The following is a 23,791-nucleotide window of genomic DNA, read 5'->3' as shown; positions in this document are numbered from 1 at the left end:
GCTGTGCTTAGCTTTGCTTATCAAAACGCTGTGCTTATCGAAATCGGTCGCGTCCAAACAGCCAACCACCTTTCCTGCAGCGAATCGGCCTCACATCGATAGCCGGCTAAGCAGTCAGCCCTCTCTACCAAAGCAACGGAGCCCCAACTCACAATGAATGCCTCGCCCATCGCATCGGTCCAGAACATTTCGAAGACCTATCAACAGGGCAATCGCAACGTCCACGCATTGCGTGATGTGAGTTTAAATATTGAACAAGGCTCCTTTGTAGCGATCATGGGCGCAAGCGGATCCGGAAAGAGCACGTTGATGCATTTGATGAGCGGCCTGACGCGGCCGACTCATGGAACCGTCACGATCGCTAACCAGAACCTAGCGGACCTCTCGGATTACCAATTGACGCTCTTTCGTCGCCAGCAGATAGGGTTGGTTTTCCAAGCCTTTAACCTCGTCCCGTCGCTCACCGCGAAGGACAATATCTTATTCCCAATATTTGCCGCTGGATCCAAACGTGCAAGCAACCCAACCGCGAACGTCGACAACCTCGCGGACATTGCTGAGCGATTAGGTATCACCGATCGCTTGTCTCACCGGCCGGATTCCCTTAGCGGCGGTGAACAACAACGCGTTGCCATCGCTCGGTCGTTGATCACTAATCCGGCAATCATTTTCGCCGATGAACCCACCGGCAGCCTCGACTCCGAAACCGGTCAATCGATCTGCAAACGATTACGTGAGCTATGCGATCAACAAGGACGCACCATCGTTGTGGTGACGCACGAACCCAATGTGGCGATATGGGCCGATCGAGTCGTGGTGCTCAAAGACGGTGAAATCATCGAGCGTTTCCCGACGAATCTGCACGAAGATCCCCAGTCCCTTGCGGCGTATTACCAGTCCATCACAAGCACGCTGTCGACCACCAATGACCGTGCCACACCGAACCCCTACCGTCCTGATGTGGCGGCGGTAAATGACTCGCCAAGCATCTCCGAGATGCCCGAAACAGACGACTTGCCAGTCGCTTAGACGACGTCTTCAACTTGAGCAAAATCTTTGCTCGTCGGCCGCTTTCCCCCCTTGAACCGAATCCATTGGGCAAATATCGTGATGCGAGTGATTCTCAATAACACCGTCACGACGATCTAGCAAGCGACGCGTTTTTCTTAATTCGCTCTAGCCAGCCACGCTCGATCTATCCCGGAAAACCACTTTTCCTGAGATGGATGCCCTTTCTTGCGTACTACCCCTGGAGCACTCACATGCCACTCGCGCATGCCCGTCTTTCGTTTGGTCATCGACGATCCGCTGTTGCTCGGCAATCTGCCGTTGCTAACCACGCTGGATCCGATGGCTGGAAAATCAGTTGCCCACCCGGCAAAAAATCTAAAAACGCCTCGATCAAACGCACCGCATTCACTCTGGTCGAGCTATTAGTCGTGATCGCGATCATCGGCGTCTTGGTTGGACTGTTACTGCCCGCTGTCCAAGCCGCACGAGAAGCCGCTCGCTCGATGCAGTGCAGCAACAACCTGAAGCAAATCGGATTGTCGCTACACAACTACGCGTCGACTTACCGCGATCAATTCCCTAACAACGGCTACTCATGGCCCGGCGGTTACCCCAGCGATTACTCGCCTCTTGCAAAGATTCTTCCGTTCATTGAACAAGGCAGTCTGCAAGACCTGATCGACTTTGACATCTACATGGGGCACCCTGCTTTGGCTGACCTACCCGAGGCACTGCGTGAAGCGGCAGCAACCCGCGTCCCTACGTTCGAATGCCCCAGTGACGTTAACGCGGATGTGCATGGTTTAACGATGCCGACCGGAGCAGAAACGCAAATTGCCGGTGCCAGTTATGCGATGAATCATGGCAGCGGCCTGACCAACGTCTATCACCCCGCAACCGAATCCGATGGTCTGTGCTGGATCGATGCGAAAGTGGGTTTCCGTGACATCTTGGACGGAACCAGCAACACGATCGTGTTCGCCGAGACCATCATCGGCCAAGGGATCGACATCGCCACGGCCACACCCGCGATGGACGTCCGAGGTTATCGAGCATCGGTGTCCACACTCGACCAAACCGTTGCCGAGGCAGCCGAAGCAGGTGGGCTCGATGCGGTTCAAAGTTACATATCCGGCTGGAATGGCGACCGAAACCATTACTGGTTGCGAGGCAGCGTGCCCAATGGCCCCGTCATGAATGGTCGGCTGACACCCAACAGCCCCATCCCAGACATGACACGCGGATCGTCGAAGGTCTCCGCCGCACGCAGCAACCACATTGGCATGGCAAAGGTTTGCTTAGCCGACGGCAGCGTTCGCAATGTGACCGATTCGATCGACCGTGATGTTTGGCACGCTAGCTGGACACGCATGGGTCGTGAAGTCGAAACTGTTTCGTCATCCGAATGATCAACCCGAACGCCAACAGGTATCCATGACTCCTCCCGAGAAACAGAAAAAACGTAGCCGCCGATCCGCGTGGTTACGTTTCTTGATCCACTCGCATTGGATGAGTTCAGCGATCAGCTTGATTGGCATGATCTTGTTTGCGGTCACCGGCATCACACTGAATCACGCGTCCCAAATCAAAACCGTCCCCGCGGTTCAAAACGTGGCGACGGAATTGCCAAGCGATTTGCAAGAAGCCTTAAGCGACGTGGGCTCTCAAGAAGGAACCCAACTGCCACCGAAAGTCACGAATTGGTTGAGCGATCAATTCGCGGTGCCAGTAGCCAATCATGATGCTGAAATATCCGAGGACGAAGTTTACATATCGATGCCCGGCCCCGGGTCCGACGCTTGGATCGCGATCGATCGGGCAAGTGGCGAGATTGAATTCGAATCGACTGACCGCGGATGGATCTCCTACTTCAATGACCTTCACAAAGGCCGGCATACCGGCTTTGCATGGATGATTTTCCTAGACGTGTTTTCGGTCGCGACGCTTATTTTTTGTATTACTGGACTGTTTCTACTTTACGAACGATCCAAAAATCGCCGGTTGACTTGGCCGTTGGTCTTCGCCGGTTTGGTCGCACCATGGGTTTTAATTCTCTTGCTGGTCCACTAACAAAATTGCCTGCATATCACCGTCTAAGCTTTGGCGGTCATTTCTCTCACAACTCAACTTTCTACTTGCTTACACGATCCACCATGCACCTACGTTCTCTGCTATTGATCACGACGATCGCAATGTGTTCCGCCGCGGCCTGCCTAAGTGCTTACGCCGCGGAAGAAAACGATTCACCACAACTCGAAGTTTCCGTCGAGATTCCGCGACTGAATGTATCGGAATACCACCGTCCCTATGTCGCCATTTGGATCCAAGACAAAGACCGCAAAGTGGTGTCCAACCTCGCCGTTTGGTACCAATTGAAAGAAAACGACGAAGGCGAGGGAACCAAGTGGCTCCCCGATTTGCGGCAATGGTGGCGACGAAGCGGACGCAGCCTCGAAATGCCAGTCGACGGTATTTCCAGTGCCACACGTCCGGCCGGCAAGCACACCATCAAGCTGCCATCGTCGGACTCGAAATTGGCCGACCTGAAGCCGGGGCAATATGACTTGATCGTGGAAGCGTCCCGTGAAGTCGGCGGCCGCGAACTGGTAACCATCCCGATGAAATGGCCAGCGGAATCGGTAGCCACCGCGTCGGCGTCCGGCAAAGTTGAACTCGGTGAGATCACACTCACCGTTCGCCCATAAACGACGTACGAACTGCACACTTCGAATTCACCAATCACCTTTCCCGTTTCACTTTGTTCCTTCAACCGTTCCGGATAAACAAACATGTCACGTTTACTGATCCCCGCTTTGCTTGTTGCCTTGTTGGTCCCATCCACTGGCCATGCCCACAAACTCTGGTTACGTCCTTCCCAAACCGTTTTGTCTGGTGCTGAGCCCTGGGTGACCTTCGACGCCGCCGTGTCGAACGACCTCTTCTACTTCAACCACTTTCCACTGCGTTTGAACGGCCTCGCCATCACTGCGCCGGATGGCACGAGCGTCGAAGGCGAAAACCAAGCGACCGGCAAGTATCGCAGCGTCTTCGATTTGCCACTGACTCAACAGGGAACCTATCGCGTTGCCGTGATCAACGACGGCGTTTTCGCCACTTGGGAAGAAGACGGCCAACGTCGTCGGCTTCGCGGAACAGCCGAATCGCTAAAGACTGACATCCCCGCCAATGCGACCAACCTGAAGATCACCGAAAACTTCGGCCGAGTCGAAACCTTCGTTACCAACGGTGCACCGACAACCGATTCGCTCAAGGCAACCGGCAAGGGAATTGAACTGGTCCCGGTCACGCACCCGAACGACCTCTATGCTGGGGAAAAAGCAACCTTCCGTATGCTGATCAATGGAGAACCCGCCAGCGACTTGAAAATCGAGTTGGTCCGTGGCGAAACCCGTTACCGCAATTCGCTCAACGAAGCATTGTTAACGACCGATGCAAACGGCGAATTCGAATTCACCTTCACCGAACCCGGCATGTACTGGCTCGACACCAGCGCCTCGGACGAAAAGACTTCGATCCCCAACGCAACCAGTCGCCGCATGGGCTACGCCGCAACTCTAGAAGTACTGCCACAGTAGTCTCGGGCCTGATTGCCGATTCGGTATTCAGCCCTTAACCTATCCCGCTAGGGAACCTCCCCAGCGGGATGGACTTTCGAATCAAGCAAGCTTGCAACGCGGAACGGCACACGCCTTCCGCACTCTCGGTTCCAATCCGTTCGTGATGCCCGCATGGCGTCAAACGTTGCAAAAGCTACTCTATTTCAATCGCTAGAACGCGCCGGCCATCTCACGGGTTGCCGAAACTTTCGCGGGCATGACGAAACGAGCGTTGCAACGCGAAATCAATTCATCGGCCAGACGGCGATAGCGAGACGCGAACTCGCTTCCATATTTGGTGTCGCAGTTCGGGATCATCGTCGCATCATTTAGCGCCATCGCAGACGCCAACTTAGTTGCGTTGGGGATCACCGTATCAAACGGCGTTGGCAACTTTGCGTAGGGCTCTTTCACCATTTCGCGGTGCATCGCGACCTGTTGCCGATAGAGCGTCCACAAAGTTCCAATGCCTGGAACCTTGTAATTCATCTTTCCAATACGCTCGACCAAGTTCTCTGAACCTCTCAGTGACAACTGGTCAGGAATGGTCGGAATGATGTAGCCGTCCGCGATTCGCAAGAACATTTTGACCTGCATTGCAATACTCGGCGGGCAGTCCACCAAGACGTAGTCGAAGTGCTGCGTCAGCCATTTCTTCACCCTCGGCATCCGCTTACCGAGCCCTACCTGCAACTCTCGTTCAGTTGCATAGGTTCGGCAAATTCGCTTTGACTTTGCAACACTCGAAAAGAAGTCATCGATCCGGAACGAACACGGGATCGTCCACAGATTCGACATTGCTGAACCGACCGTCGACGCTTCACCTATCACGAACCTACTTAAGAGCTGTGGTTCGAAATCCACATCAGCCATCGTTAGAAAAAGATCATGCAAAGTGGTCTTGGAACGTTCCGCACGAAGCATTCGCGATTGCCCGGCCAGCAACTCACCCGCCATGCTTTGGTGATCTGCATCGATCACCAGTACCCGCTGGCCACATTCAGCTAGCGTTTCCGCGAGTGCCACTGTCGATGCCGTTTTACCAACGCCGCCTTTCAAATTAATCATCATCAAAACGGACATAGGTTGGTGCTCCAAAGAAGGCGGGACAAAGCGACCGTGATTGAGTAATTCAACAACGGGAGGGATTATCGCTATCGGCCCTTAAAAGTGCCGCACTTAGAAACCATTACGTAAGCCACCCCCTCGGACGAACTGCTTCAACACCGATCACCACAACATCCGTCACAAGCAGGCCATCCCTTCGCCGGCAGCACACTTGAACCTCGTCTCGCGAGCAGTGTCTGGTAAACCCGCTGCTTGACCGCAAGAGACATCTTGTTGGCACAAGCTCAATACCTCGCAGAATCCATTGCCTTGCGGGACTTCGACGACGCGGGCTACCATGCGTTCGCAATGGTACTCTCACGCACCAAATCTGTACTCCTTTCCATTTTACCGATATTGCATGAACGCCAAACATCGCTCGCTTGTCAGCAAGTTTTCCAAAGCTCGCTTGACGCCAATGCAAGGCGATTCATTTCAATCGGATCAGTCTTACCACTCGATCATCGTTCGCGACGCCGACCTCAGACAGTCACTCAATTCGGACATCGTGATCGAACACTCGCACTTTAACAAAGTCGACATCTCCGGCGGAACCTGGACAGCGGCCGAGCTAACCGAAATCCTTTTCAGCGGCTGCACTCTGTCGAACCTGAACTGTTGCGAAGCCAGACTCACGAACACCGAGTTTCATCGTGCTCGAGCGACTGGCTTAAGCTTTTCCGATGGAAGGTTGCGGAACACATTGTTCAGCGGCTGCAAACTCGACTTGTCCATTTTCCAAGATTCCCACCTCGCCAATTGTCGGTTTGAAGATTGTGACCTTCGCGAGACGGACTTCCAGCGTGCATCCTTGAAGCGGGTCGTGTTCCGCGACTGCGATCTTCGCAACGCACGATTCTCGGGATCATCACTCGACCACTTAGACTTGCGAGGTTCCCAAATCGCTGGGATCCAGATCGACGCCGAGGCACTGCGAGGGACGATCGTCGATCCGCACCAAGTCGCTGACTTCGCACCCCTGCTGGGCGTAGTCGTCGAAGCCACTCCCGCACGAAACTAGCCAGCTTGTGAAGTTGAACGAGACGTAAAGCGAGTTGTCTCCGCACTCACCCCGATCCATCCACCGCGTAACCAGTCATTGTCCCGCTTTCACGCCCGCTCTGACCAGTGGCCTCGCTATGCTAAACGGCTGTTGTGGATGGCGGATCAATGAGAGCGAAGAACATCCCCAATGAGCATCTTTCTACGAAACCACGCAAAGGACCCCAATGCAAATTCGCAGCGTAAAAGTCGGCCTATTCCTGTTGCTATCGCTAGCAACCTTCTCGGTCACCGCACAGGCTCAAGGCCGTCGACAAGCAACTCCGGGTAAGGAACCACCCCATCCACCGAAAGTTGGGCAAGAAGCTCCCGATTTCGAATTAACGAATGTGGATGGGAAAGCGGTCTCGTTAAAATCGCTTACTAAGAAGTCGCCTGTCGTCGTGATGGTCCTCCGCGGCTGGCCAGGAAAGCAGTGCCCCATGTGCAGTCGGCAAGTTGGTGAATTCCTCAGCAAGCAATCCAAATTTGCTGACGTCGAAGTCGTCATGATCTACCCCGGACCAGCCGATTTGTTGGACATGCACGCCAAAGACTTCCAAGGCGGCCGGTCGTTCCCGGCGAATTATCACTTCGTTTTGGATCCTGACTACAAGTTCACCAACGCTTGGGGCTTGCGTTGGGACGCTCCACGCGAAACCGCTTATCCTTCCACGTTTGTCGTGAACCAGGATCAAAAGATCGTGTTCGGTAAGACAGTCATCTCGCACGGCGATCGAGCCGACGTAGCCACCGTACTCGCTGAGCTACCTTAATCCGCGAAGTCTAAATTATTGCGACTTTAAAAAACGAGTGTACTGATTCGACATACCAAGTCACTCGTAAGTTGCTCCGTAATTTCTAGCGGCCTCCTGAACGATCGTCCTGAGTGCCGCGTGGCCGGTTCGCACCGCCAAATCCTCCGCCGCCATTCCCGCGGCCGCCGGCACCGGGTGACCGGTTACCTGATGAGCGGCCTCCTGCTGCACGTCCACCTCCGCCTGGTCGAGTACCTCCACCTTGGGCGCCCCCGCCCTGACGCCCTTGCCCTTTGTTGAAGCTGTAGGTACGTGAGTTCTTATCTTCGGCGGTGAACGCGATTGTGTACTGATGAGTCATCGCCTCACACATCCCCGGCGCACATGCGTAATAGTGCAAAGTCAATTTGAAGTCGCCAGGCGTTTGATCGGCATCCACGTTCACCCAGAACTGCCGAGGCTCCGCATCGCTATCGCCGGGCCCTTTCTGTGCAACGGCGGAAGCGGGATCGGCCGAGACTCCCTCGGGTAGCTCTAGCTCATACTTCATCGCTGGCGTCAGATTGTTCCAGTGGGCGTCATGAATGGGGTCCGGATAGAACCCTAGAAACAAACGACCTTTGCCCGTTTCCAACAGGGCGGGTTCCGCTTCAGCTCGAAGTTTGACGTAATACATTTCCTCAGGGTTGGCTGGCGTTATCGACAAGATGACCAATCCATCGGGCCGTTCAACGCGGATCTCGTTGGTCACATTGGTGGGCCGAAAGCGATCTAAACGTGGGAAGTTCAGGTCGCTAGCGGACGTCGGGTTTGCGACCGGGCCAACCAGTCGAGTCAATGCTTGCCGAAGCCCGTCACCGTTCATACGATCGGCGGCATATACGATCTCGCCCTCGGGCGAAATGACGAAGACTGAGTTGGAATTCGTTTTCATCGCAACGCGAAAGGAATCGTCGATGGTATCGGCAATCCAAGGAACCTTCGTGCCCAACTTCCGCTTCGCTTCGACAAGTTGCATTAAGCGTTCTTGGGTGTTTTGGGCCTGCACATAACCCTCCCGCTCGGGATGCCGCAAACTTTGAAACACATAGAAAAATTGAACGCCCAACTCTTCATAGTCCACTGCGGCCGCTTCTAGCTCGGTGTAGGCACGCAGGAATTCGGGACACGTCAAACAACCGGTCCTCAGCACCGTGTACTTACCGTCAATCAGGTCGCGAACCTTGATTGGATCGCCATCGGCCGTCAACGCATCACTATTTGGCAATTGCCCTTCCGAAAGAACGATGGGCTGACGACCGCCGCCTGCATTCGGCCCCCGACGCATTCCCTGACCACGCTGGGCATAGGCAGCATGCGGCAAACACGAAATCAGAAATACGACCGCCGCCAACGGCACCATCCACTTGACCGCGACATCCGGCGTCAAAGAACACTTCGATAAGAACGAGCTGGATGCGTGGCGTTCGCTGAATGGATGGCGTGTCATTAGATACCTGTATGCCGAATAGAGCCGCTTACGGACTCGAACACGATCGAGTCCGACTTTGCGGACGTTGGATACAGGTACAAACCCGGCCGCGGACTGGCATCTACGAACAAAGGGAAATTTTTTTAGGAAAACTACCTTAACCCGATCGGGTTGCCCGAAGCTGCGAGGCCTGCAACAGACAAAAACTCGCTAAACGCCAGTCAAATCAACTCAAGACAGCGGCTAAACGTGGCCAGCCGGACAAACCAGATCTTGTTTAGGCCCGAAGAATTCGTAGCGAACTCGCTGTTCATCGACACCCAACTCATGCAAGCACGTGTGGACGCTCTGCATGAACGGCTTGGGTCCACAAAAGTAGAAATCCGCGTCGGCAACCGGCGTCCATTGTCGCAACAAATCCGCTTTGACAAAGCCAACGTCGTTGCACTTGCCGCTTTCCAAATCCCCGGGCTCAGGTGCGTCATACATCACTCGCGTCTTCACATTAGGTCCGGCCGCCGCCAAGTTTCGAACCTCGTCGGCGAACGCGTGCACTTTGCTGTTTCGGGCCGCTTGTAAGAAATAGATTTCTGCATTCGGATTCGCGTGGATGATCGACTTTGCCATCGACAACAGGGGTGTCACACCGATGCCACCGGCCAGCATGACAACCGGTTTGGCGACCGAATTGGGATCGACGGTAAACTCACCACACGGTGGGCCGACCTTCACGCGATCACCCTCCTGTACTGCATCATGCAAATGATTCGAAATCAGTCCGTCGGGGGCGTCGGCCACCAAACGTTCCTCTCGCTTCACACTGATTCGATAGTGCGGCTCACCCGCCCGATCGGACAAACTGTAGTTCCTCGGCGAAGTCGGCGTGTGCGGATGTTCGATATGAACCGTGATGTATTGCCCCGGCTTGAACGGCGGTAACTCGCCTTCGTCTTCGGGCTTCAAATAGTACGACGTAACAACGTCACTTTCGGGAACCTTTCGTGCGACCACAAAATCACGCGTGCCGACCCAACCGCCTGGTGCAGCTTGTTGCTCATTGTAAATCGCACCTTCGCGGCCGATGAAGATGTCCGCCAAAAAGCTATACGCTTCGGCAACGGCTTCGACAATGTCATCCGTCGCTGCGTCGCCCATCACATCTTTAATCGCCGCTAACAAATTACTGCCCACGATTGGATAGTGTTCGGCCTGGATGCCCAACGAACAATGTTTTTGAGCGATCAACTCGACCGCCGGCATCAGCACCGCGGGGTTATCGATGTGGGTGAAGTAGGCACAAATCGCGCCCGCCAAAGCCTTTTGTTGCCCGCCGGTGTGTTGGTGAGACTGATTGAAGAACACCTTGACTTCCGGATTCACCTCGAACATCCGCTCATAAAAGCGTGTCGTAATCACCTCCGCGTTGGCCGCGACCAAGGGTGTAATTTCCTTCACGATCCGAATGGTCTTTTCGCTCAACATGCAAAACGCTCTCTGGTGGGAATGGAACGGCTTTGTCCCATCTGTCTCGAATGCGAAAGCTCAGATGGCAGCCAGGTGGGAAAGCGATTAAAGTACACAAACAAACCTGCACGTCAAGGTGTACATTAAAATCTTAGGAAGGCACGGACCTCTCTTGTGACGTTGAAACAAGAGGAATGATCACTGAACCCAAGCGTGAACGCTTTGTCCTACTTGCAAACGCATCCTGCATAGAAACCGTGTCCTCTATGCAAACCGTGTCGTGTATAAAGAACGGTTAGACACCAGCAGCCAACCTCAATAGCATCCCACCATGCCTCAAAACGCTGAACTGCTTTCGATCCAGGTCGGTCAACCGCGAACACTGGGTGATGACAAACCTTGGGAATCGGGTTTCCTTAAAGAACCGATCATCGACCCGATATGGTTGGGGACGACCAATCTTGTCGGCGATGGCCAGGCCGACTTGGAACACCACGGTGGGCCACACAAAGCAGTCTGCGTTTACGCGGCGCAGCACTATCCGTACTGGCGAGACCAACTTCAGCTTCCAGGCTTGAGCGGCGGCGCCTTTGGTGAAAACTTCACCGTCGGTCGTCTCACCGAACACGATGTCTGCATTGGCGACACGTGGTCGATCGGTGAAACAACCGTGCAGGTATCGCAGCCTCGGCAGCCGTGCTGGAAACTCGCTCGCCGGTGGGACATCAAAACGCTGGCTCTCCAAGTTCAACAAACTGGGTTCACCGGCTGGTACTTTCGAGTCCTGAAAGAAGGGCATGTGCAGCGAGGCGACACCATGGATCTAATCGACCGCCCTTGGCCAGACTGGACCATCGAAGCGGCGAACCAAGTCATGCACCACGACAAGAACAACATCGACGCCGCTGCCGCCCTTTTGTCCATCCCATCGCTATCGCCTAGCTGGCAGGCTACTCTGACCAAACGGGTCACCAAGGGTACCGAACCTGACACGGCTAAACGACTCAGCGGTTAACCAAAATTCGCGACCGAACTTGGCCGAGCGAATCACACCGACAAGCTATCGGCCCTGTTGGATGCCGAATCTGGCCAGACTGATTCAATTACCGCATCGATATCACCTTCCCTGACAAACCGCATTGACGCTGGAAATTAGTATGGCTTGGATCTATCTCACAATCGCTGGTCTGCTGGAAATTGGTTGGGCAATCGGTTTGAAATACACCGATGGCTTTTCAAAACCGATTCCGACCATCGCGACTGTGAGCGCGATGGTGATCAGCATGGTGCTGCTTTCCTACTCGCTAAAGACCATCCCAGTAGGCACCGGATACGCGGTCTGGACGGGCATTGGTGCCGTTGGAACCGCGATCGCAGGGATCATTCTGTTTAATGAGTCTCGCGACATCGTCCGCATTCTGTGCATTACATTGATTGTTGCCGGAATTCTGGGGCTTAAATTTGCGCCTACGGCAGGCCAGTGATCGAGCCCCGGCCCGAACCAATTTGTAGTAAAAACAGCTGAATTTACCGCAAAAAACAGCGAACACTTGTTCTACGGCGTCCGTGATATCTCTCTTGCCACCCCGCATCGCCCAGGTACAATCGAGTTTCGAATAAGGTGAGACTCACTTTCATTTCCATAAGCGTTGCTCTCTCTCTCGTTTACAAAAAGCATTGTCCCCGTCGATGACATCCGCCAAACAATTCAAAAGCGTGATGCCCTTCGTCTTATTGGTACTCTTTGCGCTGCCCAGCTTTGGGATCACAGCATCGATGTGCCGGGGAATCGTTGAAAACGAGACCCAAACACAATCGGAAGAAGTCAAAGAGCGGCTGGCGTGCTCCTCCCAACGACGGGCTCCTGAACGTCGCTATCGTGGGATTGCCGCGAAGGTTTTCGCTAGCAAGCATGACCGCCGGCTGCCCCAGCTTTGCAGCGGCCACAAGCATGCCATTGTCGGCCATCGTTTCACCAATGATTGCCTCGCGCCCATTCGTTGTTAGCCGTCGACGTTGCTCCGTCAACTTGCAATCCGAACCCAAAATTCACGCGATCTCAATGATTGAGTTCCCAGGGAAGATCCGCATAACAATGCGTGCCTTCCGGGAAGCCAACTTAGAAGCGGACCAATAGATGGTCGCTACCAAAACTCGCTAAGTGATACGGTTTCACTCGTCTGCTCATTCGAGCACGGCGACTGAAATCGGGTTTGTATTGTATCCCCACATTCGACGATTTCTTTCATGAATAAAAGTGCGCGCTGATGCATCCCCAACCTTCTACCACTACCACACCGACCTCACTGTTTTCACCGTCGACGATCATCCATGACTTAGTCGCGGGTGTCGTCGTTTTCCTCGTTGCTTTGCCGCTTTGCCTAGGCATCGCGCTGGCGTCGGGGGCGGACCTCTTTTCTGGATTGCTTGCCGGCATTGTCGGCGGGACGATCGTGGCAATCTTCAGCGGTTCTCACACCAGCGTCAGTGGCCCGGCCGCTGGTCTAACTGCGATCGTTGCCGCTCAAATCGCAGTACTGGGATCGTTTGAAGCGTTTCTGCTGGCGGTGACACTGGCCGGAGCGATCCAAATTGGTTTCGGTATCGCCAAAGGTGGTGCCTTGTCCGCGTTCTTCCCGTCCAGCGTGATTAAGGGATTGCTGGTCGCGATCGGTGTGATCCTGATTCTGAAACAGATCCCGCACGTTGTCGGCCACGATGCCGACCCGGAAGGGGAGATGTCATTCAATCAACCTGACAACGAGAACACGTTTACTGAATTGTTTACGACTTTCGCCGGTGACATCCACCAAGGCGCGATGGTCATCGGCTTGCTTTCGATCGCGATCTTGCTGTTGTGGGATCGCATCCCCGCGTTGAAGAAATCACTGGTGCCGGCACCATTGATCGTCGTCATTATCGGCACCGCGATAAGCTACTTTTTCAAAGGCATGGGTGGCGATTGGACGGTCGAAGCCAGCCACCTCGTCCAGATTCCAGTTGCCAGCTCCGCGTCCGAGTTCATTGGCTTTTTGCGACTTCCCGATTTTACGCAGCTCGCGAATCCGGCCGTCTACATCGGAGCGATCACCATCGCCGTGGTCGCATCGCTCGAAACGCTATTGAACTTGGAAGCGGTCGACAAAATTGACCCGGCGAAACGCAACTCTCCTCCAAGTCGTGAATTGATCGCTCAGGGATGCGGCAACCTGGTTTGCGGCCTGATTGGTGGCTTGCCTGTCACATCGGTAATTGTTCGCGGTAGCGTGAACGTCAACTCGGGCAACAAAACCAAATTGTCAGCGATTTTTCACGGTGTGCTACTGTTAATTGCGGTCGCCCTGTTCCCAACATTGATGAACATGATTCCGTTGTCCGCCTTGGCAGCGATTCTGTTGGTAACCGGTTTCAAACTGGCTAGCCCCCGTTTATTCAAACAGATGTGGAATGAGGGCCGATACCAATTCGTTCCTTTCATTGTTACGGTCGTCGCGATCGTGATGACGGACTTGCTGATCGGTATTTTGATTGGTTTGGGTATCGCGATTCTGTTTATCTTGAACAGTAACCTGCGACGTCCAATTCGCCGTGTGATCGAGCGTCGGTTGGCTGGGGATATCACCCACGTCGAACTAGCCAACCAAGTCAGCTTCCTGAACCGTGCCGCGGTCGAACGTACGTTGAATGAAGCACCCGAAGGCAGCCGGCTTGTTGTCGACGCAACCGCCTCGGACTACATCGATCCTGACGTTCTCAGTCTGATCCGTGACTTCACCGACAACATCGCTCCCAAGCGAAACGTGTTGGTCAATTTGGTCGGTTTTAGGACTAAATACGAACTCAATGACGTGATTCAGTTTGCGGACTACACGACCCGCGAACTGCAAGAACAGATCACGGCGGATCAGGTCATCGATTTGTTGAAGGATGGTAATGCGAGGTTCGTGAAGGGCACTCGTTTAAACCGCGATTTGGGACGTCAGGTCAACGCCACCGCGTCGGGGCAAAACCCGTTGGCGGCGATCTTGAGCTGCATTGATTCGCGAGTGCCGACGGAACTGGTATTTGACTTAGGCGTGGGAGATATCTTTAGCGTCCGGGTTGCTGGCAACGTGGTCGGAACGAAGTCGCTGGGCAGCTTGGAATACGCCGTCGCCGTCGCCGGCGTCAAGCTGGTGATGGTATTGGGACACACCCGATGTGGTGCGGTGACCTCGTCAGTCAATCTGGTTTCCAACGGCCAGAACGCTGAATCGGCGACGGGATGCCAGCACCTTCAATCGATTGTCGACGAGATTGCACCGAGCGTGGATCTGACCAGTGCCAAGTCGGAAAACCAAACCGCCGAGGAAGCTGAAAAGATTGTTGACGAAGTCGCACGCCGAAACGTGTTGCATACCGTTTCGCTGATTGTCGAACGCAGCAACGTTATTTCCAAAGCCGTCGATAGCGGCCAGGTCAAAGTTGTCGGCGCGATTTATGACGTCAAAACGGGCCACATCGACTTCCTAACCCCTCTGACTTCGCAAGTCGCTTCGGCATAAGCGAGCGACAAGATCGGACGCTTGAAACCTCTAGCTAGCCGCCGCGTGGAAAATAAATTCGTTAGAATTGAATTTCATGCGGCGGCTTTGCTCGTTTTCTGCAACAGGTTATTTGGCAACCGCCAACTCTGGACGCCGCGATCGCGTGCCTGGCGATGAGTTCGTCAACACGATCCCGTATTCCATACCGAAGAGAACGTCCCTTTTGAACGAACGATCAAAGGCCTTTGATTCTCGACGCCCAGAGTCACCGCCCGGCCAGTCCCACGCCGACGTGTCGGCTTCACACGGCCGATCCGAATCATTTAGCCAGTCTGAATCCTACAGCCGCTCGGCTTCACTTAGCCGTACCGAACGTTTGATCGAGGCTGCGCGAAACGGTGACGGAGACGCATTGGGGGAGTTGCTGGTCAGCTACCGCAAATACGTCGTCTTTTTGGCACGCACTCAATTACACCATCACATGCAAGGCAAAGCCGACCCATCGGATGTGGCCCAAGAAGTCTTCCTGGCTGCTCACGGCAACATCGCGGAATTCCGGGGTGACTCGGCCGAAGAGTTCGCCGGCTGGCTGCGGGGCATCCTTTCGAACACTTTGGCGATGCATGTTCGCAAGTTTTTAGGAACTCAAAAACGCGACCCGCGATTGGAACAACGCTTAAACCAAAGCCTCGCCAGTGCGACCGGATTCCTGCAATCCCAACTCGCCGGCGATGTCACTTCGCCAAGCCAACACTTCGCTCGCAATGAAGCGTTCCTGCAATTAGCTGGTGCGTTGGAAGGGCTTCCAGATGATTATCGGCAAGTGATCGTGCTTCGTCATGTTGACGGATTGCCGTTCGCTGAAGTTGCTCGCTTGATGGACCGCAGCGTCGACAGCGTTGAAAAATTGTGGGTGCGTGGCTTAGCGAAACTAAAACAACACATGGCATAACGTCCAGCAAGCGAGCGACGGCATCGTTGCTCTGGAATGCCATGGACGGGCAACGAAGGACATCAAAACGATCATGAACGAATTCGACGACACTGACGATTTCCGCGTGGTTGCAGCAGTCAAGGATTACATGCAACTGCTCGATGCAGGTAACGCACCTTCGCAAGAGGAGTTCTTGCAACAACACGCCGAAATCGCCGGCGAGTTGCGTCCGTCCTTGGAAGGCTTGGCGTTGGTCCACCGAGCCGCGGAGCCGAAGTCGCAAAGCATGGTGGCTCCAGATGCGGAGTTCACCGCCAAACCGATCGGGGACTTCCAGATCGTCGGCGAACTGGGACGCGGCGGGATGGGAGTGGTGTATGAAGCGATACAGCTTTCACTCGGGCGACACGTCGCGCTAAAAGTTCTGCCATTTGCCAGTGGCTTAGACGCGGTCCGTTTGCAGCGGTTTCGCAACGAAGCTCACGCCGCGGCGGCACTGCACCATACCAACATCGTGCCCGTCTACGCCGTCGGAAGTGATCGTGGAGTTCACTACTACGCGATGCAGATGATCGACGGCAGCACGCTAGCGGAACTGATCCAAAGCATGCGGGAAGCAGATTCCCTGCCTGGTCTCCCTGGACTTGCGAGACGCAGCTCGGTGTCCGCCAAAGACTCGCGTCCTTCTGCACCGTCGCGTCACTTGGACGATACCGATGGAGTTGCCCTGCCGACACGATCGCGTTTGAACGACACGTTCCGGTCAACAACGTCCCAAGACAAACTTCGCTATTTCCAGTCCGTTGTACGGATGGCCTACCAAGCCGCTGTCGCGATTGAACACGCGCACCAGTACGGAGTCATTCACCGAGACATCAAACCGGCCAACTTGCTACTGGATTCGGCTGGCAAAATCTGGGTAACCGACTTCGGACTCGCCCAGGTTCAAGACGGCGCATCGGAACTCACCCGCACCGGCGACCCCATGGGAACGCTGCGGTACATGAGCCCCGAGCAAGCCTCGGGCCGGCGAGATCAACTCGATCATCGCACCGATATCTACTCACTTGGCGTCACGCTGTACGAATTATTGACTCTACGTCCAGCGATCGAAGGAGACGGTTATCGCGAAATGCTAAACGCGGTTGCCTTGCACGATCCCCCGACGCCGAAGTCGGTCGAACCGGCATTACCGATGGAATTGGACACCATCATTCGCAAAGCGATCGCAAAGTTGCCTCAAGAACGCTACTCCAGTGCAGGCGCCCTCGCCGACGATCTACAGGCTTGGTTGGACGACAAACCAATCGCAGCCAAACCGGCCACGGTGTGGGAGCGACTTGCCAAATGGCGACGTCGCAATAGCGGCTGGGTGGCCGCCGCCAGTGCCATGCTATTGCTTGCCACGATGGGATTGTTGGCAACCACACTGATGATTTGGCGAGAACAACGGCACACCGCGAACGCCCTGTTGCGAGAAACCGAACAACGGCTCGCCGCTCAAGAAAGTTTTCAACAAGCACGCAGCGCCGTCGACGCGTTTAGCAACCTTAGTGAAAGCGAACTGGCCTACCGACCTGACTTGCAAGATCTACGACGCAGCTTCCTAGAAACATCGCTGTCGTTTTACCAAGACTTCTTAGCCAAGCGAGCCAACGCACCGCAATTAGCAAGCGAGCTCGAAGCCACATCGGCTCGCGTGCAAAGGATGGTCAACGAACTTCAAGTTTTGGAAAACCTGTCACCGCTTTTGCAATTGTCCGAACGATGGGTGCAAGCCGACTTAGGGATCAATCCCGACGAAGCGGCGGAAATCGAACAAACCATCCAGTCATTCGAGGAGCAGCGAGATTCTTTCGAAAACCAGTTCATTGGCGGCATGACGACCGACAACGATGAATTGTCATCGCTGCTTCGCGAGTTTGACTCGTCATTGCGTGAAAAGCTGAGCGATTCCCAGCTCACTCGACTGCACCAAATTGCCCGCCAGCGTCGTTTGCCGTTCACGTTTAAAACCTCAGAGATCGTCTCGGCGTTGAACTTAACTCGTGCACAGAGAGACGATATCAATCGCATTATCGAAGAGAACCGGCCTAAACGTGGAGACCACCGCGGCGGCGATCGACGAGGTGATGGCCGTGAGGGTCCCGGCAAAGGCGGGCCGCCTCGATTTGGCGGCCCAGGATGGCGTGGGGACGGTCCGTACAATGGCCCGCCTAACAATGGCCCGCCTAACAACGGACCACCTAACAACGGACCACCTAACAATGGACCACCTAACAATGGACCACCAGGCAACGGACCGCGTGGTCCAGAGTTTGGCAGCGGCCCGAAGTTTGGCAGCGGCCCGAATCCAAACAACGATGGTCCTCGCGAAACGAATCGAAACGGAGGCGATCGCATCACACCAGATCGAGCAAGCCCGGACCGGAATGGCCCCGACCGGAATCGAGGCAATCGGGAGTTTCAAGGTGATGGCCGTTGGGCACCCGCGTTCGATCCCAACATGAACGCTGTCACTGAAAAGACAGTCAAAGAAATCTTAGAGATCCTGACGGACAACCAGCGCCAAATTTGGGAATCGTTGGTCGGTGCCCCAGTGGGACCTCGAAAAACCTAGCGACTCAGTGACCGCGTAATCGGAAGGGTCGTCCTGGTGTTCATCATGTTCGACCAGACCGGTTGGCGGCACGCGATTCGGGTTTTGATAGCGAACCAAATACCAGCCTTGGCCGATCGACGTTGCCATATCAATTTGGTGTCGGTCGTTCAGGCCGCCAATGAATGAATCAGGCCGGCTCGATGGCGGGTGCCATTCAGCCCAATCGTCATGTCGCGGGCTGTTCAATTGCAACTTGATAGCACCATCCTTGGAACGCTCGACCGCACTAACACAAAGAGTACCTGCGTCAATCTTAGGAGCTTGCAACAGGATCAATGTCGTGGGCGCACCGAATGGATATGCCATAAACGGGCCGCCGTTTTCTAGCTCCCCATCCCGCTCCGGCCAATCACGACGCAAAGGGTCGGCGATCGACTCGAGCGTTTCCAATTGCGAAGCCAGTCGAACTCGCTTGCCTTGCCAGGCGATGGAGTGGTGATTTGACGCGACACTGCACCAAACCGCTACGACCGCCGTGATGGCAAGCAGCGATCCAATCGATCGCCCCCGTGTATTTCGGGAAGTCCCTAACGCTCGGCCTAAAAGATAAAACAACGACGCCGCCGCAACGGCCATCGCAATCGAAATGGCAACGACACGCAAATACCCACCCTGCTCGACAACGCTCTCCAGCGCAACCCCTGGCGACTTCAACGTCGACACCGCTGCCCCCACCAACGATTCAAAACGCAAGTCAAACATCGCCCCTAAGACGATGTTGACCAGCGTGACGAGGTGAACGATCCAAATCGTTCGCGTTCGCATGAAGAAGCTCCGCGTGTGAAACGACCAAACGGCCTGGCTAGAAGGCTGCCGTGATAGAAAGCACTATCTACCGAAAGCACTACTGACAGTGCGACAACGCCATCAGCGCGAACGATGTAGCAAGGTTCTTGTCATTTTCGAACCAACGACCATTCTCGTTGCTCCACGAACCGTCCTCGTTTTGTCGGCTGGCTAGCTCGCTGACCAGTTCCGCCTTCCAGTCGTGTTCCACTCCCTCCGCATCCTTCAACGTTTTGATACCGGCGGCGTTCAAACCAGCGGCAAAGGTGTGATAGTAGTAATACAAACCGGCCGAACCCATGCCCGGATTGTTATCCAGATCGTAGTGGTCGGTGATCCACTGCACGGTTGCCTTGACTCGCGGGTCTTCGCTGGTCAAACCGGCAAAGATCATGCTTTTTAATCCTGTGTAGGACATCGATCCGTAACTGCGAAGACCGCCATTTGCGGTGTATCGCTCATCCGACGTGCTCGGATCGATCTTGGTTGTTGGGATCTCGTAGTAGAATCCACCATCATTCACCTTGGCCGCGAATGGCGTGTCATTGAACTTGGAATCCAGGTTTTGGCAGCGAGACACAAAAGCGAGAGCACGCTGGATCGCCGGATCGCTAGCTTCCGTTTCAGCCGCACGCAGTGCTTCGATCATGTAGCCAGTATTGGACAGGTCAGGTCGACCAGGACCGCCATAGCCTACGCCGCCATACCACTCTGGATGAGCGTCTGGGTTATTCGGATCCAACTGCGCATCACCGTACTGCACCGCGGTAACAAAGTTTTTGGCGTTTTGCAAAGTCTTAGTGTATTTCCCGCTCTGGTTCGCCTCCGCAAAGCAGACCATTGCGACACAAGTTTCATAATTCTTTAATCGACCGTTGCCGTAGATACCGCCGTCCGGTTTAACGAAACCTTCCAACGCCTTTAACCCCGACGCTACCATCGGTTCGTCGACACCGTGGCCATTCTTCATCGCTGCGGTTATGGCCAATGCCGTGACACCGGGGCCCACTCGGTCCGAGAAGGTCCCTACATCTGATTGGCCGCTCTCAGCCAAGAACGCCAATGCTTTATCAACCACTTGGTTGCGTTGCTCGGCGTACTTCGGCTTTGGATTCGCTTTTTCTTCAGCGTGCACGGCGGTTGCGGTTGCCGCAGCGGACAGTGGCAGCATGGAAACGGCGAGGACAAAAACACGCCGTGACTGACGGAAATTCCATCGTTGATTCATCAATCAATCTTCCTATCGAGAAGTTGGGGGACAAGATCTCGGCTCGATTTGGCGTTGGCTGACCACCACGTCATACAGTGAACGGTGTGATAACGCCTTGAAAAGAGCCTTCATTGCCCGATCGACAGATCGACCGGAGCAGATCGCGATAGAAGATCAAAGCACACGGTGTGCCGACCATCAAAATCAAGTCGCACACTGGTCACCGCCAGCAGACCACTGCGTACCCCAGTTGCGTTATCCAGAAACCCAGCAATTCACTCACTCACTCACTCACTCACTCACTCACTCACTCACTCACTCACTCACTCACTCACTCACTCACTCACTCACTCACTCACTCACTCACTCACTCACTCACTCACTCACTCACTCACTCACTCACTCACTCACTCACTCACTCACTCACTCACTCACTCAGTCACTCAGTCACTCAGTCACTCAGTCACTCAGTCACTCAGTCACTCAGTCACTCAGTCACTCAGTCACTCAGTCACTCAGTCACTCAGTCAGTCTCGGTCGCCATGATCGGTTTATCACGGTTCCGGTCCCACCGATAAATTTTGATCGGACCTTGGTCGGAAAGCCGGGCCGCGCTACCAGACCAAGCCACGTTTTCGGAGGCCCCATCTCCAGGGGCCACTTCTAAAGAGACCACATCTCCAGATTCAAGGTCCTCACACGGATTGTTTGCCGGTCCCATTTTCAAAAAACGATGCCAAACGCTGCTGGAGCGAACCCGGTTACGCTCTTTTTCGGGCGATTTGCTGAAGCATTTGCTACCGAACATTGTTGAAATTCCGTTTTACAAGTGGTGGGGACCTGGCCAAGGAAACTCGTCCAGCGACGATTCGCAAGCTGAAAGACAATAGGTCAAGGACCAGCGGCCATCGTCCAAACTCGCGTTCAGCCCATGCATTCATGGCAGAGACAGTTAAGGCAGGCAGTGGATGCGGTGAAAAACGCTCAATTGTCGGCCAGGGATCGTGTTGCCAAAGAGCACGCAAACCGCCGCAAAAATTTCTAGCTTCTTTTCAACCGTCTGGACGAAACCCTCGTTCCTATCAGGTGTTTCGATAAAGAGGCGTCTTGTGCGCCCGTGACGTTTCGTAGGGGGTTCCTACTCGGTTCGACCGCCAGAGCCCCAAAATGGCTCAAACCCAAGTGAGGGTAACCGGATGAACAGCCTCGGACGCACTCGCCCGCAGTCAGCAAACATGACTTCGCGATGCAGATGCCTCATCGGCTGAAAGAGTTATTCAGAAAATCGTAAAAACTTCCGGCGGTTTTCAAAGAGTCCCGCAACGAGTTCAGTGTGAGAGGTTTGGTTTTCATTTGTTTTTGACAGGAAGCGTCCCCCATCGATTCGATGCGACCTGATCAACAAATCCCCAAACCTTTATTGCTTCCCCAAGATTTAGAACATCGCCATATGCCTTCTCGAACAATCTCTCGACGTTCAGCCCTCTGGGCTGGCAGCGCAGCATTCGCATCGCCGCTGTTCACGTGCCGTGGCTTGTTCGCTGAGGAATTAATGCAACCAACCCCGCGACTGACCGAAGGGCCTTTCTACCCTGACGAACTACCGCTGGACCGAGACAACGATCTGATCCTGATTAACGACAGTACGACACCGGCCGTTGGCGAGATCGCTCATTTGACCGGATGCGTGCTGACCCCAACTGGATCACCGGTCAAGAACGCCACGATTGAAATTTGGCAGTGTGACGCCAACGCCGTTTACCTGCACACCCGCGATAGCAAACGAAAGAAAGCCCAACAGGACGCTAACTTCCAAGGTTACGGGAAGTTCGAAACGGCGACCGACGGCGGCTATCGGTTCCGAACGATCAAACCGGTGCCCTATCCCGGCCGCCCCGCTCCGCACATTCACATCAAGATCTCAAAGAACGGACACGAGATCTTGACCACCCAGTTATGCATTCGCGGACACGAAGGCAATGCCCGAGACGGCGTCCTACGTGGAGCCGGCAGCGATGCGAACCGCGATCGCTTGATGGCCGACTTTAACAAACTTCCCGAATCCAAAATCGGCGAGTGGGCCTGTCACTTCGATGTCGTTTTAGGAGTCACTCCCGACGACAAAGAAATTCAACGTTAGTTAAACCCGCGTGGGTTTCTGCCACGCAACCTTCTCGGCCACCGCTGTCTTGTTGGCATGTGTATTGGCAAACCTTTTCAAACCTTTCTTAGGAAAAACAAATGAGTAAGTTCTCGAAACTGTTCTTCTCGGTTGCCTTGGCAACCTGCTCGACAACCGCATATGCCCAAGGTCCTGGTGGACAGCGTGGCCCCGGAGGCGGTCGTGATGGTGGATCGTTCGTCGATCGCATCATGGAAAATGACGCCAACGGCGACGGCAAGATCACGGTCGATGAGCTAAAAGACGAACGCATGAAAGCGATGTTTGCTCGTATCGACGCTGACCAAGACGGCGTTGTCACCAAGGAAGACCTCACCAAGATGATGGCTTCGCGTGGCGAAGGCGGACGTCGTGGTCCCGGCGGTGCAGAAGGTGGACGTGGCGGCGAACGCGGTGGCGAGCGTGGCGGACGCGGCGGCGACCGTGGTCCTGGTGGAATGCGTCAAGGTGGCGGACAACCCGGCCAAATCATCCCAGCATTCATGATGGAACGATTGGCACTGAACAACGAGCAAAAGGAAGCAATCGCTGAACTACAAGCTCAAGTTGACGCCCAATTGGCCATGATCTTGAACTCGGACCAACAAGCACAACTGAAGCAAGGCCCGCCTGAAATGCGTGGCGGACGCGGTGGTGAAGAAGGCGGTGCACCTCGTGAACGTGGTGGAAACCGTGGACGTCCCGAAGGCCGCTAGTCAGTCACAAGCTCAGTAGTCTTCGCAACCGATAACTGCTGAACCCAACACTTGACACAACGAAAGACCCTGATGCTTTTAACAAGCACCAGGGTTTTTTCGTGCAATGACCTAACGTCATTTAAACAAGCTCTCGCATCCGAACGCGGTAACCGCCAGAACCGTTTCATACCCCGACCGATCGCCTTCTAGAGCGTTTTTGAAAAAGATATAGCCAGTGTCGCCAGACTCCGGTGCTCTGAAGTCTGTCGAATCCAGCTACAAAGACCAATCACGTAACGCCCCAAAAGTAGGCCGGATGAAGGAGGCTTTGCGACGCCCATCCGG

Annotated in this window: 19 protein-coding genes and 1 pseudogene; 15 read left to right on the top strand and 5 right to left on the bottom strand. The window is 54.6% G+C overall.

Annotated features, from left to right (window positions below):
* The first annotated feature begins 153 nt into the window (after positions 1–153).
* The 5 genes from ACR3ZL_RS11210 (at position 154) to ACR3ZL_RS11190 (ending at position 4,607) form a co-directional block, all read left to right on the top strand.
* Positions 154–1,029, top strand: a complete 876-nt coding sequence (locus tag ACR3ZL_RS11210; protein WP_473653075.1) for an ABC transporter ATP-binding protein — start codon at positions 154–156, stop codon at positions 1,027–1,029.
* A gap of 233 nt (positions 1,030–1,262) precedes the next feature.
* On the top strand, positions 1,263–2,420 hold the full coding sequence (locus tag ACR3ZL_RS11205) for a DUF1559 family PulG-like putative transporter (protein ID WP_473653076.1): 1,158 nt from the start codon (positions 1,263–1,265) through the stop codon (positions 2,418–2,420).
* Positions 2,389–3,081 (top strand): PepSY-associated TM helix domain-containing protein, encoded by a 693-nt coding sequence (locus tag ACR3ZL_RS11200; RefSeq protein ID WP_473653077.1) that lies wholly within the window; start codon positions 2,389–2,391, stop codon positions 3,079–3,081. The genes ACR3ZL_RS11205 and ACR3ZL_RS11200 overlap by 32 nt, the downstream gene beginning before the upstream one ends.
* 83 nt (positions 3,082–3,164) lie before the next feature.
* The gene (locus ACR3ZL_RS11195) at positions 3,165–3,716 is read left to right on the top strand and encodes a DUF2271 domain-containing protein (RefSeq protein ID WP_473653078.1); all 552 of its coding nucleotides are present in this window, start codon (positions 3,165–3,167) and stop codon (positions 3,714–3,716) included.
* 84 nt (positions 3,717–3,800) lie between these two features.
* A complete protein-coding gene (locus ACR3ZL_RS11190; RefSeq protein WP_473653079.1) occupies positions 3,801–4,607 on the top strand; it encodes a DUF4198 domain-containing protein in 807 nt (268 codons plus the stop codon).
* Between the two features lie 192 nt (positions 4,608–4,799).
* On the opposite strand, the gene ACR3ZL_RS11185 is transcribed toward ACR3ZL_RS11190, so the two are convergent.
* Entirely contained in the window at positions 4,800–5,711 is a 912-nt protein-coding gene (locus ACR3ZL_RS11185; protein ID WP_473653080.1) for a ParA family protein, read from the bottom strand.
* A gap of 385 nt (positions 5,712–6,096) precedes the next feature.
* Here ACR3ZL_RS11185 and ACR3ZL_RS11180 point away from each other — a divergent pair, with 385 nt between their 5' ends.
* Both ACR3ZL_RS11180 and ACR3ZL_RS11175 read left to right on the top strand, forming a co-directional pair.
* The gene (locus ACR3ZL_RS11180) at positions 6,097–6,756 is read left to right on the top strand and encodes a pentapeptide repeat-containing protein (protein ID WP_473653081.1); all 660 of its coding nucleotides are present in this window, start codon (positions 6,097–6,099) and stop codon (positions 6,754–6,756) included.
* A 208-nt stretch (positions 6,757–6,964) separates the two neighbouring features.
* A complete protein-coding gene (locus ACR3ZL_RS11175; RefSeq protein ID WP_473653082.1) occupies positions 6,965–7,552 on the top strand; it encodes a redoxin family protein in 588 nt (195 codons plus the stop codon).
* Positions 7,553–7,637: 85 nt separating this feature from the next.
* On the opposite strand, the gene ACR3ZL_RS11170 is transcribed toward ACR3ZL_RS11175, so the two are convergent.
* Together ACR3ZL_RS11170 and hmpA are read right to left on the bottom strand one after the other, a co-directional pair.
* On the bottom strand, positions 7,638–9,023 hold the full coding sequence (locus ACR3ZL_RS11170) for a TlpA family protein disulfide reductase (RefSeq protein WP_486173459.1): 1,386 nt from the start codon (positions 9,021–9,023) through the stop codon (positions 7,638–7,640).
* A 225-nt stretch (positions 9,024–9,248) separates the two neighbouring features.
* Positions 9,249–10,496 (bottom strand): annotated as a pseudogene (gene hmpA / locus ACR3ZL_RS11165) (NO-inducible flavohemoprotein); the annotation flags it as partial.
* A 304-nt stretch (positions 10,497–10,800) separates the two neighbouring features.
* Here hmpA and ACR3ZL_RS11160 point away from each other — a divergent pair.
* The 6 genes from ACR3ZL_RS11160 (at position 10,801) to ACR3ZL_RS11135 (ending at position 18,549) form a co-directional block, all read left to right on the top strand.
* Positions 10,801–11,484, top strand: a complete 684-nt coding sequence (locus tag ACR3ZL_RS11160) for an MOSC domain-containing protein (RefSeq protein WP_473653084.1) — start codon at positions 10,801–10,803, stop codon at positions 11,482–11,484.
* A 142-nt stretch (positions 11,485–11,626) separates the two neighbouring features.
* Positions 11,627–11,953 carry a quaternary ammonium compound efflux SMR transporter SugE gene (sugE, locus tag ACR3ZL_RS11155; protein WP_473653085.1) on the top strand — a complete coding sequence of 109 codons (327 nt, stop codon included), beginning with the start codon at positions 11,627–11,629 and terminating at the stop codon, positions 11,951–11,953.
* Positions 11,954–12,158: 205 nt separating this feature from the next.
* Positions 12,159–12,476 carry a hypothetical protein gene (locus ACR3ZL_RS11150; protein ID WP_473653086.1) on the top strand — a complete coding sequence of 106 codons (318 nt, stop codon included), beginning with the start codon at positions 12,159–12,161 and terminating at the stop codon, positions 12,474–12,476.
* Positions 12,477–12,736: 260 nt separating this feature from the next.
* Positions 12,737–15,013 carry a SulP family inorganic anion transporter gene (locus ACR3ZL_RS11145; RefSeq protein ID WP_486173458.1) on the top strand — a complete coding sequence of 759 codons (2,277 nt, stop codon included), beginning with the start codon at positions 12,737–12,739 and terminating at the stop codon, positions 15,011–15,013.
* Positions 15,014–15,371: 358 nt separating this feature from the next.
* Positions 15,372–15,947, top strand: coding sequence for a sigma-70 family RNA polymerase sigma factor (locus tag ACR3ZL_RS11140; RefSeq protein ID WP_473653577.1), 576 nt, complete (start codon positions 15,372–15,374; stop codon positions 15,945–15,947).
* A 73-nt stretch (positions 15,948–16,020) separates the two neighbouring features.
* The gene (locus tag ACR3ZL_RS11135) at positions 16,021–18,549 is read left to right on the top strand and encodes a serine/threonine protein kinase (RefSeq protein ID WP_473653088.1); all 2,529 of its coding nucleotides are present in this window, start codon (positions 16,021–16,023) and stop codon (positions 18,547–18,549) included.
* Here ACR3ZL_RS11135 and ACR3ZL_RS11130 read toward each other — a convergent pair.
* A complete protein-coding gene (locus ACR3ZL_RS11130; protein WP_473653089.1) occupies positions 18,472–19,356 on the bottom strand; it encodes a hypothetical protein in 885 nt (294 codons plus the stop codon). The genes ACR3ZL_RS11135 and ACR3ZL_RS11130 overlap by 78 nt on opposite strands.
* 79 nt (positions 19,357–19,435) lie before the next feature.
* Positions 19,436–20,605: a prenyltransferase/squalene oxidase repeat-containing protein gene (locus ACR3ZL_RS11125; protein ID WP_473653090.1), complete on the bottom strand. Its 1,170-nt coding sequence runs from the start codon at positions 20,603–20,605 to the stop codon at positions 19,436–19,438.
* Positions 20,606–22,139: 1,534 nt separating this feature from the next.
* Here ACR3ZL_RS11125 and ACR3ZL_RS11120 point away from each other — a divergent pair.
* Positions 22,140–22,727 carry a dioxygenase family protein gene (locus tag ACR3ZL_RS11120; protein WP_473653091.1) on the top strand — a complete coding sequence of 196 codons (588 nt, stop codon included), beginning with the start codon at positions 22,140–22,142 and terminating at the stop codon, positions 22,725–22,727.
* A 101-nt stretch (positions 22,728–22,828) separates the two neighbouring features.
* Positions 22,829–23,464: an EF-hand domain-containing protein gene (locus ACR3ZL_RS11115; RefSeq protein ID WP_473653092.1), complete on the top strand. Its 636-nt coding sequence runs from the start codon at positions 22,829–22,831 to the stop codon at positions 23,462–23,464.
* The last annotated feature ends 327 nt before the right edge of the window (positions 23,465–23,791 follow it).

This window comes from Rhodopirellula sp. J20-39 (genome assembly GCF_057365095.1).
This window is presented reverse-complemented; position numbering and strand designations above follow the sequence as displayed.

Coding starts and splice junctions, on each gene's coding strand:
- ACR3ZL_RS11135 (WP_473653088.1), top strand. CDS start 16,021: ATGAACGAATTCGACGACACTGACGATTTCCGCGTGGTTGCAGCAGTC.
- ACR3ZL_RS11175 (WP_473653082.1), top strand. CDS start 6,965: ATGCAAATTCGCAGCGTAAAAGTCGGCCTATTCCTGTTGCTATCGCTA.
- ACR3ZL_RS11195 (WP_473653078.1), top strand. CDS start 3,165: ATGCACCTACGTTCTCTGCTATTGATCACGACGATCGCAATGTGTTCC.
- ACR3ZL_RS11130 (WP_473653089.1), bottom strand. CDS start 19,356: ATGCGAACGCGAACGATTTGGATCGTTCACCTCGTCACGCTGGTCAAC.
- ACR3ZL_RS11115 (WP_473653092.1), top strand. CDS start 22,829: ATGAGTAAGTTCTCGAAACTGTTCTTCTCGGTTGCCTTGGCAACCTGC.
- ACR3ZL_RS11185 (WP_473653080.1), bottom strand. CDS start 5,711: ATGTCCGTTTTGATGATGATTAATTTGAAAGGCGGCGTTGGTAAAACG.
- ACR3ZL_RS11145 (WP_486173458.1), top strand. CDS start 12,737: ATGCATCCCCAACCTTCTACCACTACCACACCGACCTCACTGTTTTCA.
- ACR3ZL_RS11120 (WP_473653091.1), top strand. CDS start 22,140: ATGCAACCAACCCCGCGACTGACCGAAGGGCCTTTCTACCCTGACGAA.
- ACR3ZL_RS11180 (WP_473653081.1), top strand. CDS start 6,097: ATGAACGCCAAACATCGCTCGCTTGTCAGCAAGTTTTCCAAAGCTCGC.
- ACR3ZL_RS11210 (WP_473653075.1), top strand. CDS start 154: ATGAATGCCTCGCCCATCGCATCGGTCCAGAACATTTCGAAGACCTAT.
- ACR3ZL_RS11160 (WP_473653084.1), top strand. CDS start 10,801: ATGCCTCAAAACGCTGAACTGCTTTCGATCCAGGTCGGTCAACCGCGA.
- ACR3ZL_RS11150 (WP_473653086.1), top strand. CDS start 12,159: ATGACATCCGCCAAACAATTCAAAAGCGTGATGCCCTTCGTCTTATTG.
- ACR3ZL_RS11190 (WP_473653079.1), top strand. CDS start 3,801: ATGTCACGTTTACTGATCCCCGCTTTGCTTGTTGCCTTGTTGGTCCCA.
- sugE (WP_473653085.1), top strand. CDS start 11,627: ATGGCTTGGATCTATCTCACAATCGCTGGTCTGCTGGAAATTGGTTGG.
- ACR3ZL_RS11170 (WP_486173459.1), bottom strand. CDS start 9,023: ATGACACGCCATCCATTCAGCGAACGCCACGCATCCAGCTCGTTCTTA.
- ACR3ZL_RS11205 (WP_473653076.1), top strand. CDS start 1,263: ATGCCACTCGCGCATGCCCGTCTTTCGTTTGGTCATCGACGATCCGCT.
- ACR3ZL_RS11125 (WP_473653090.1), bottom strand. CDS start 20,605: ATGAATCAACGATGGAATTTCCGTCAGTCACGGCGTGTTTTTGTCCTC.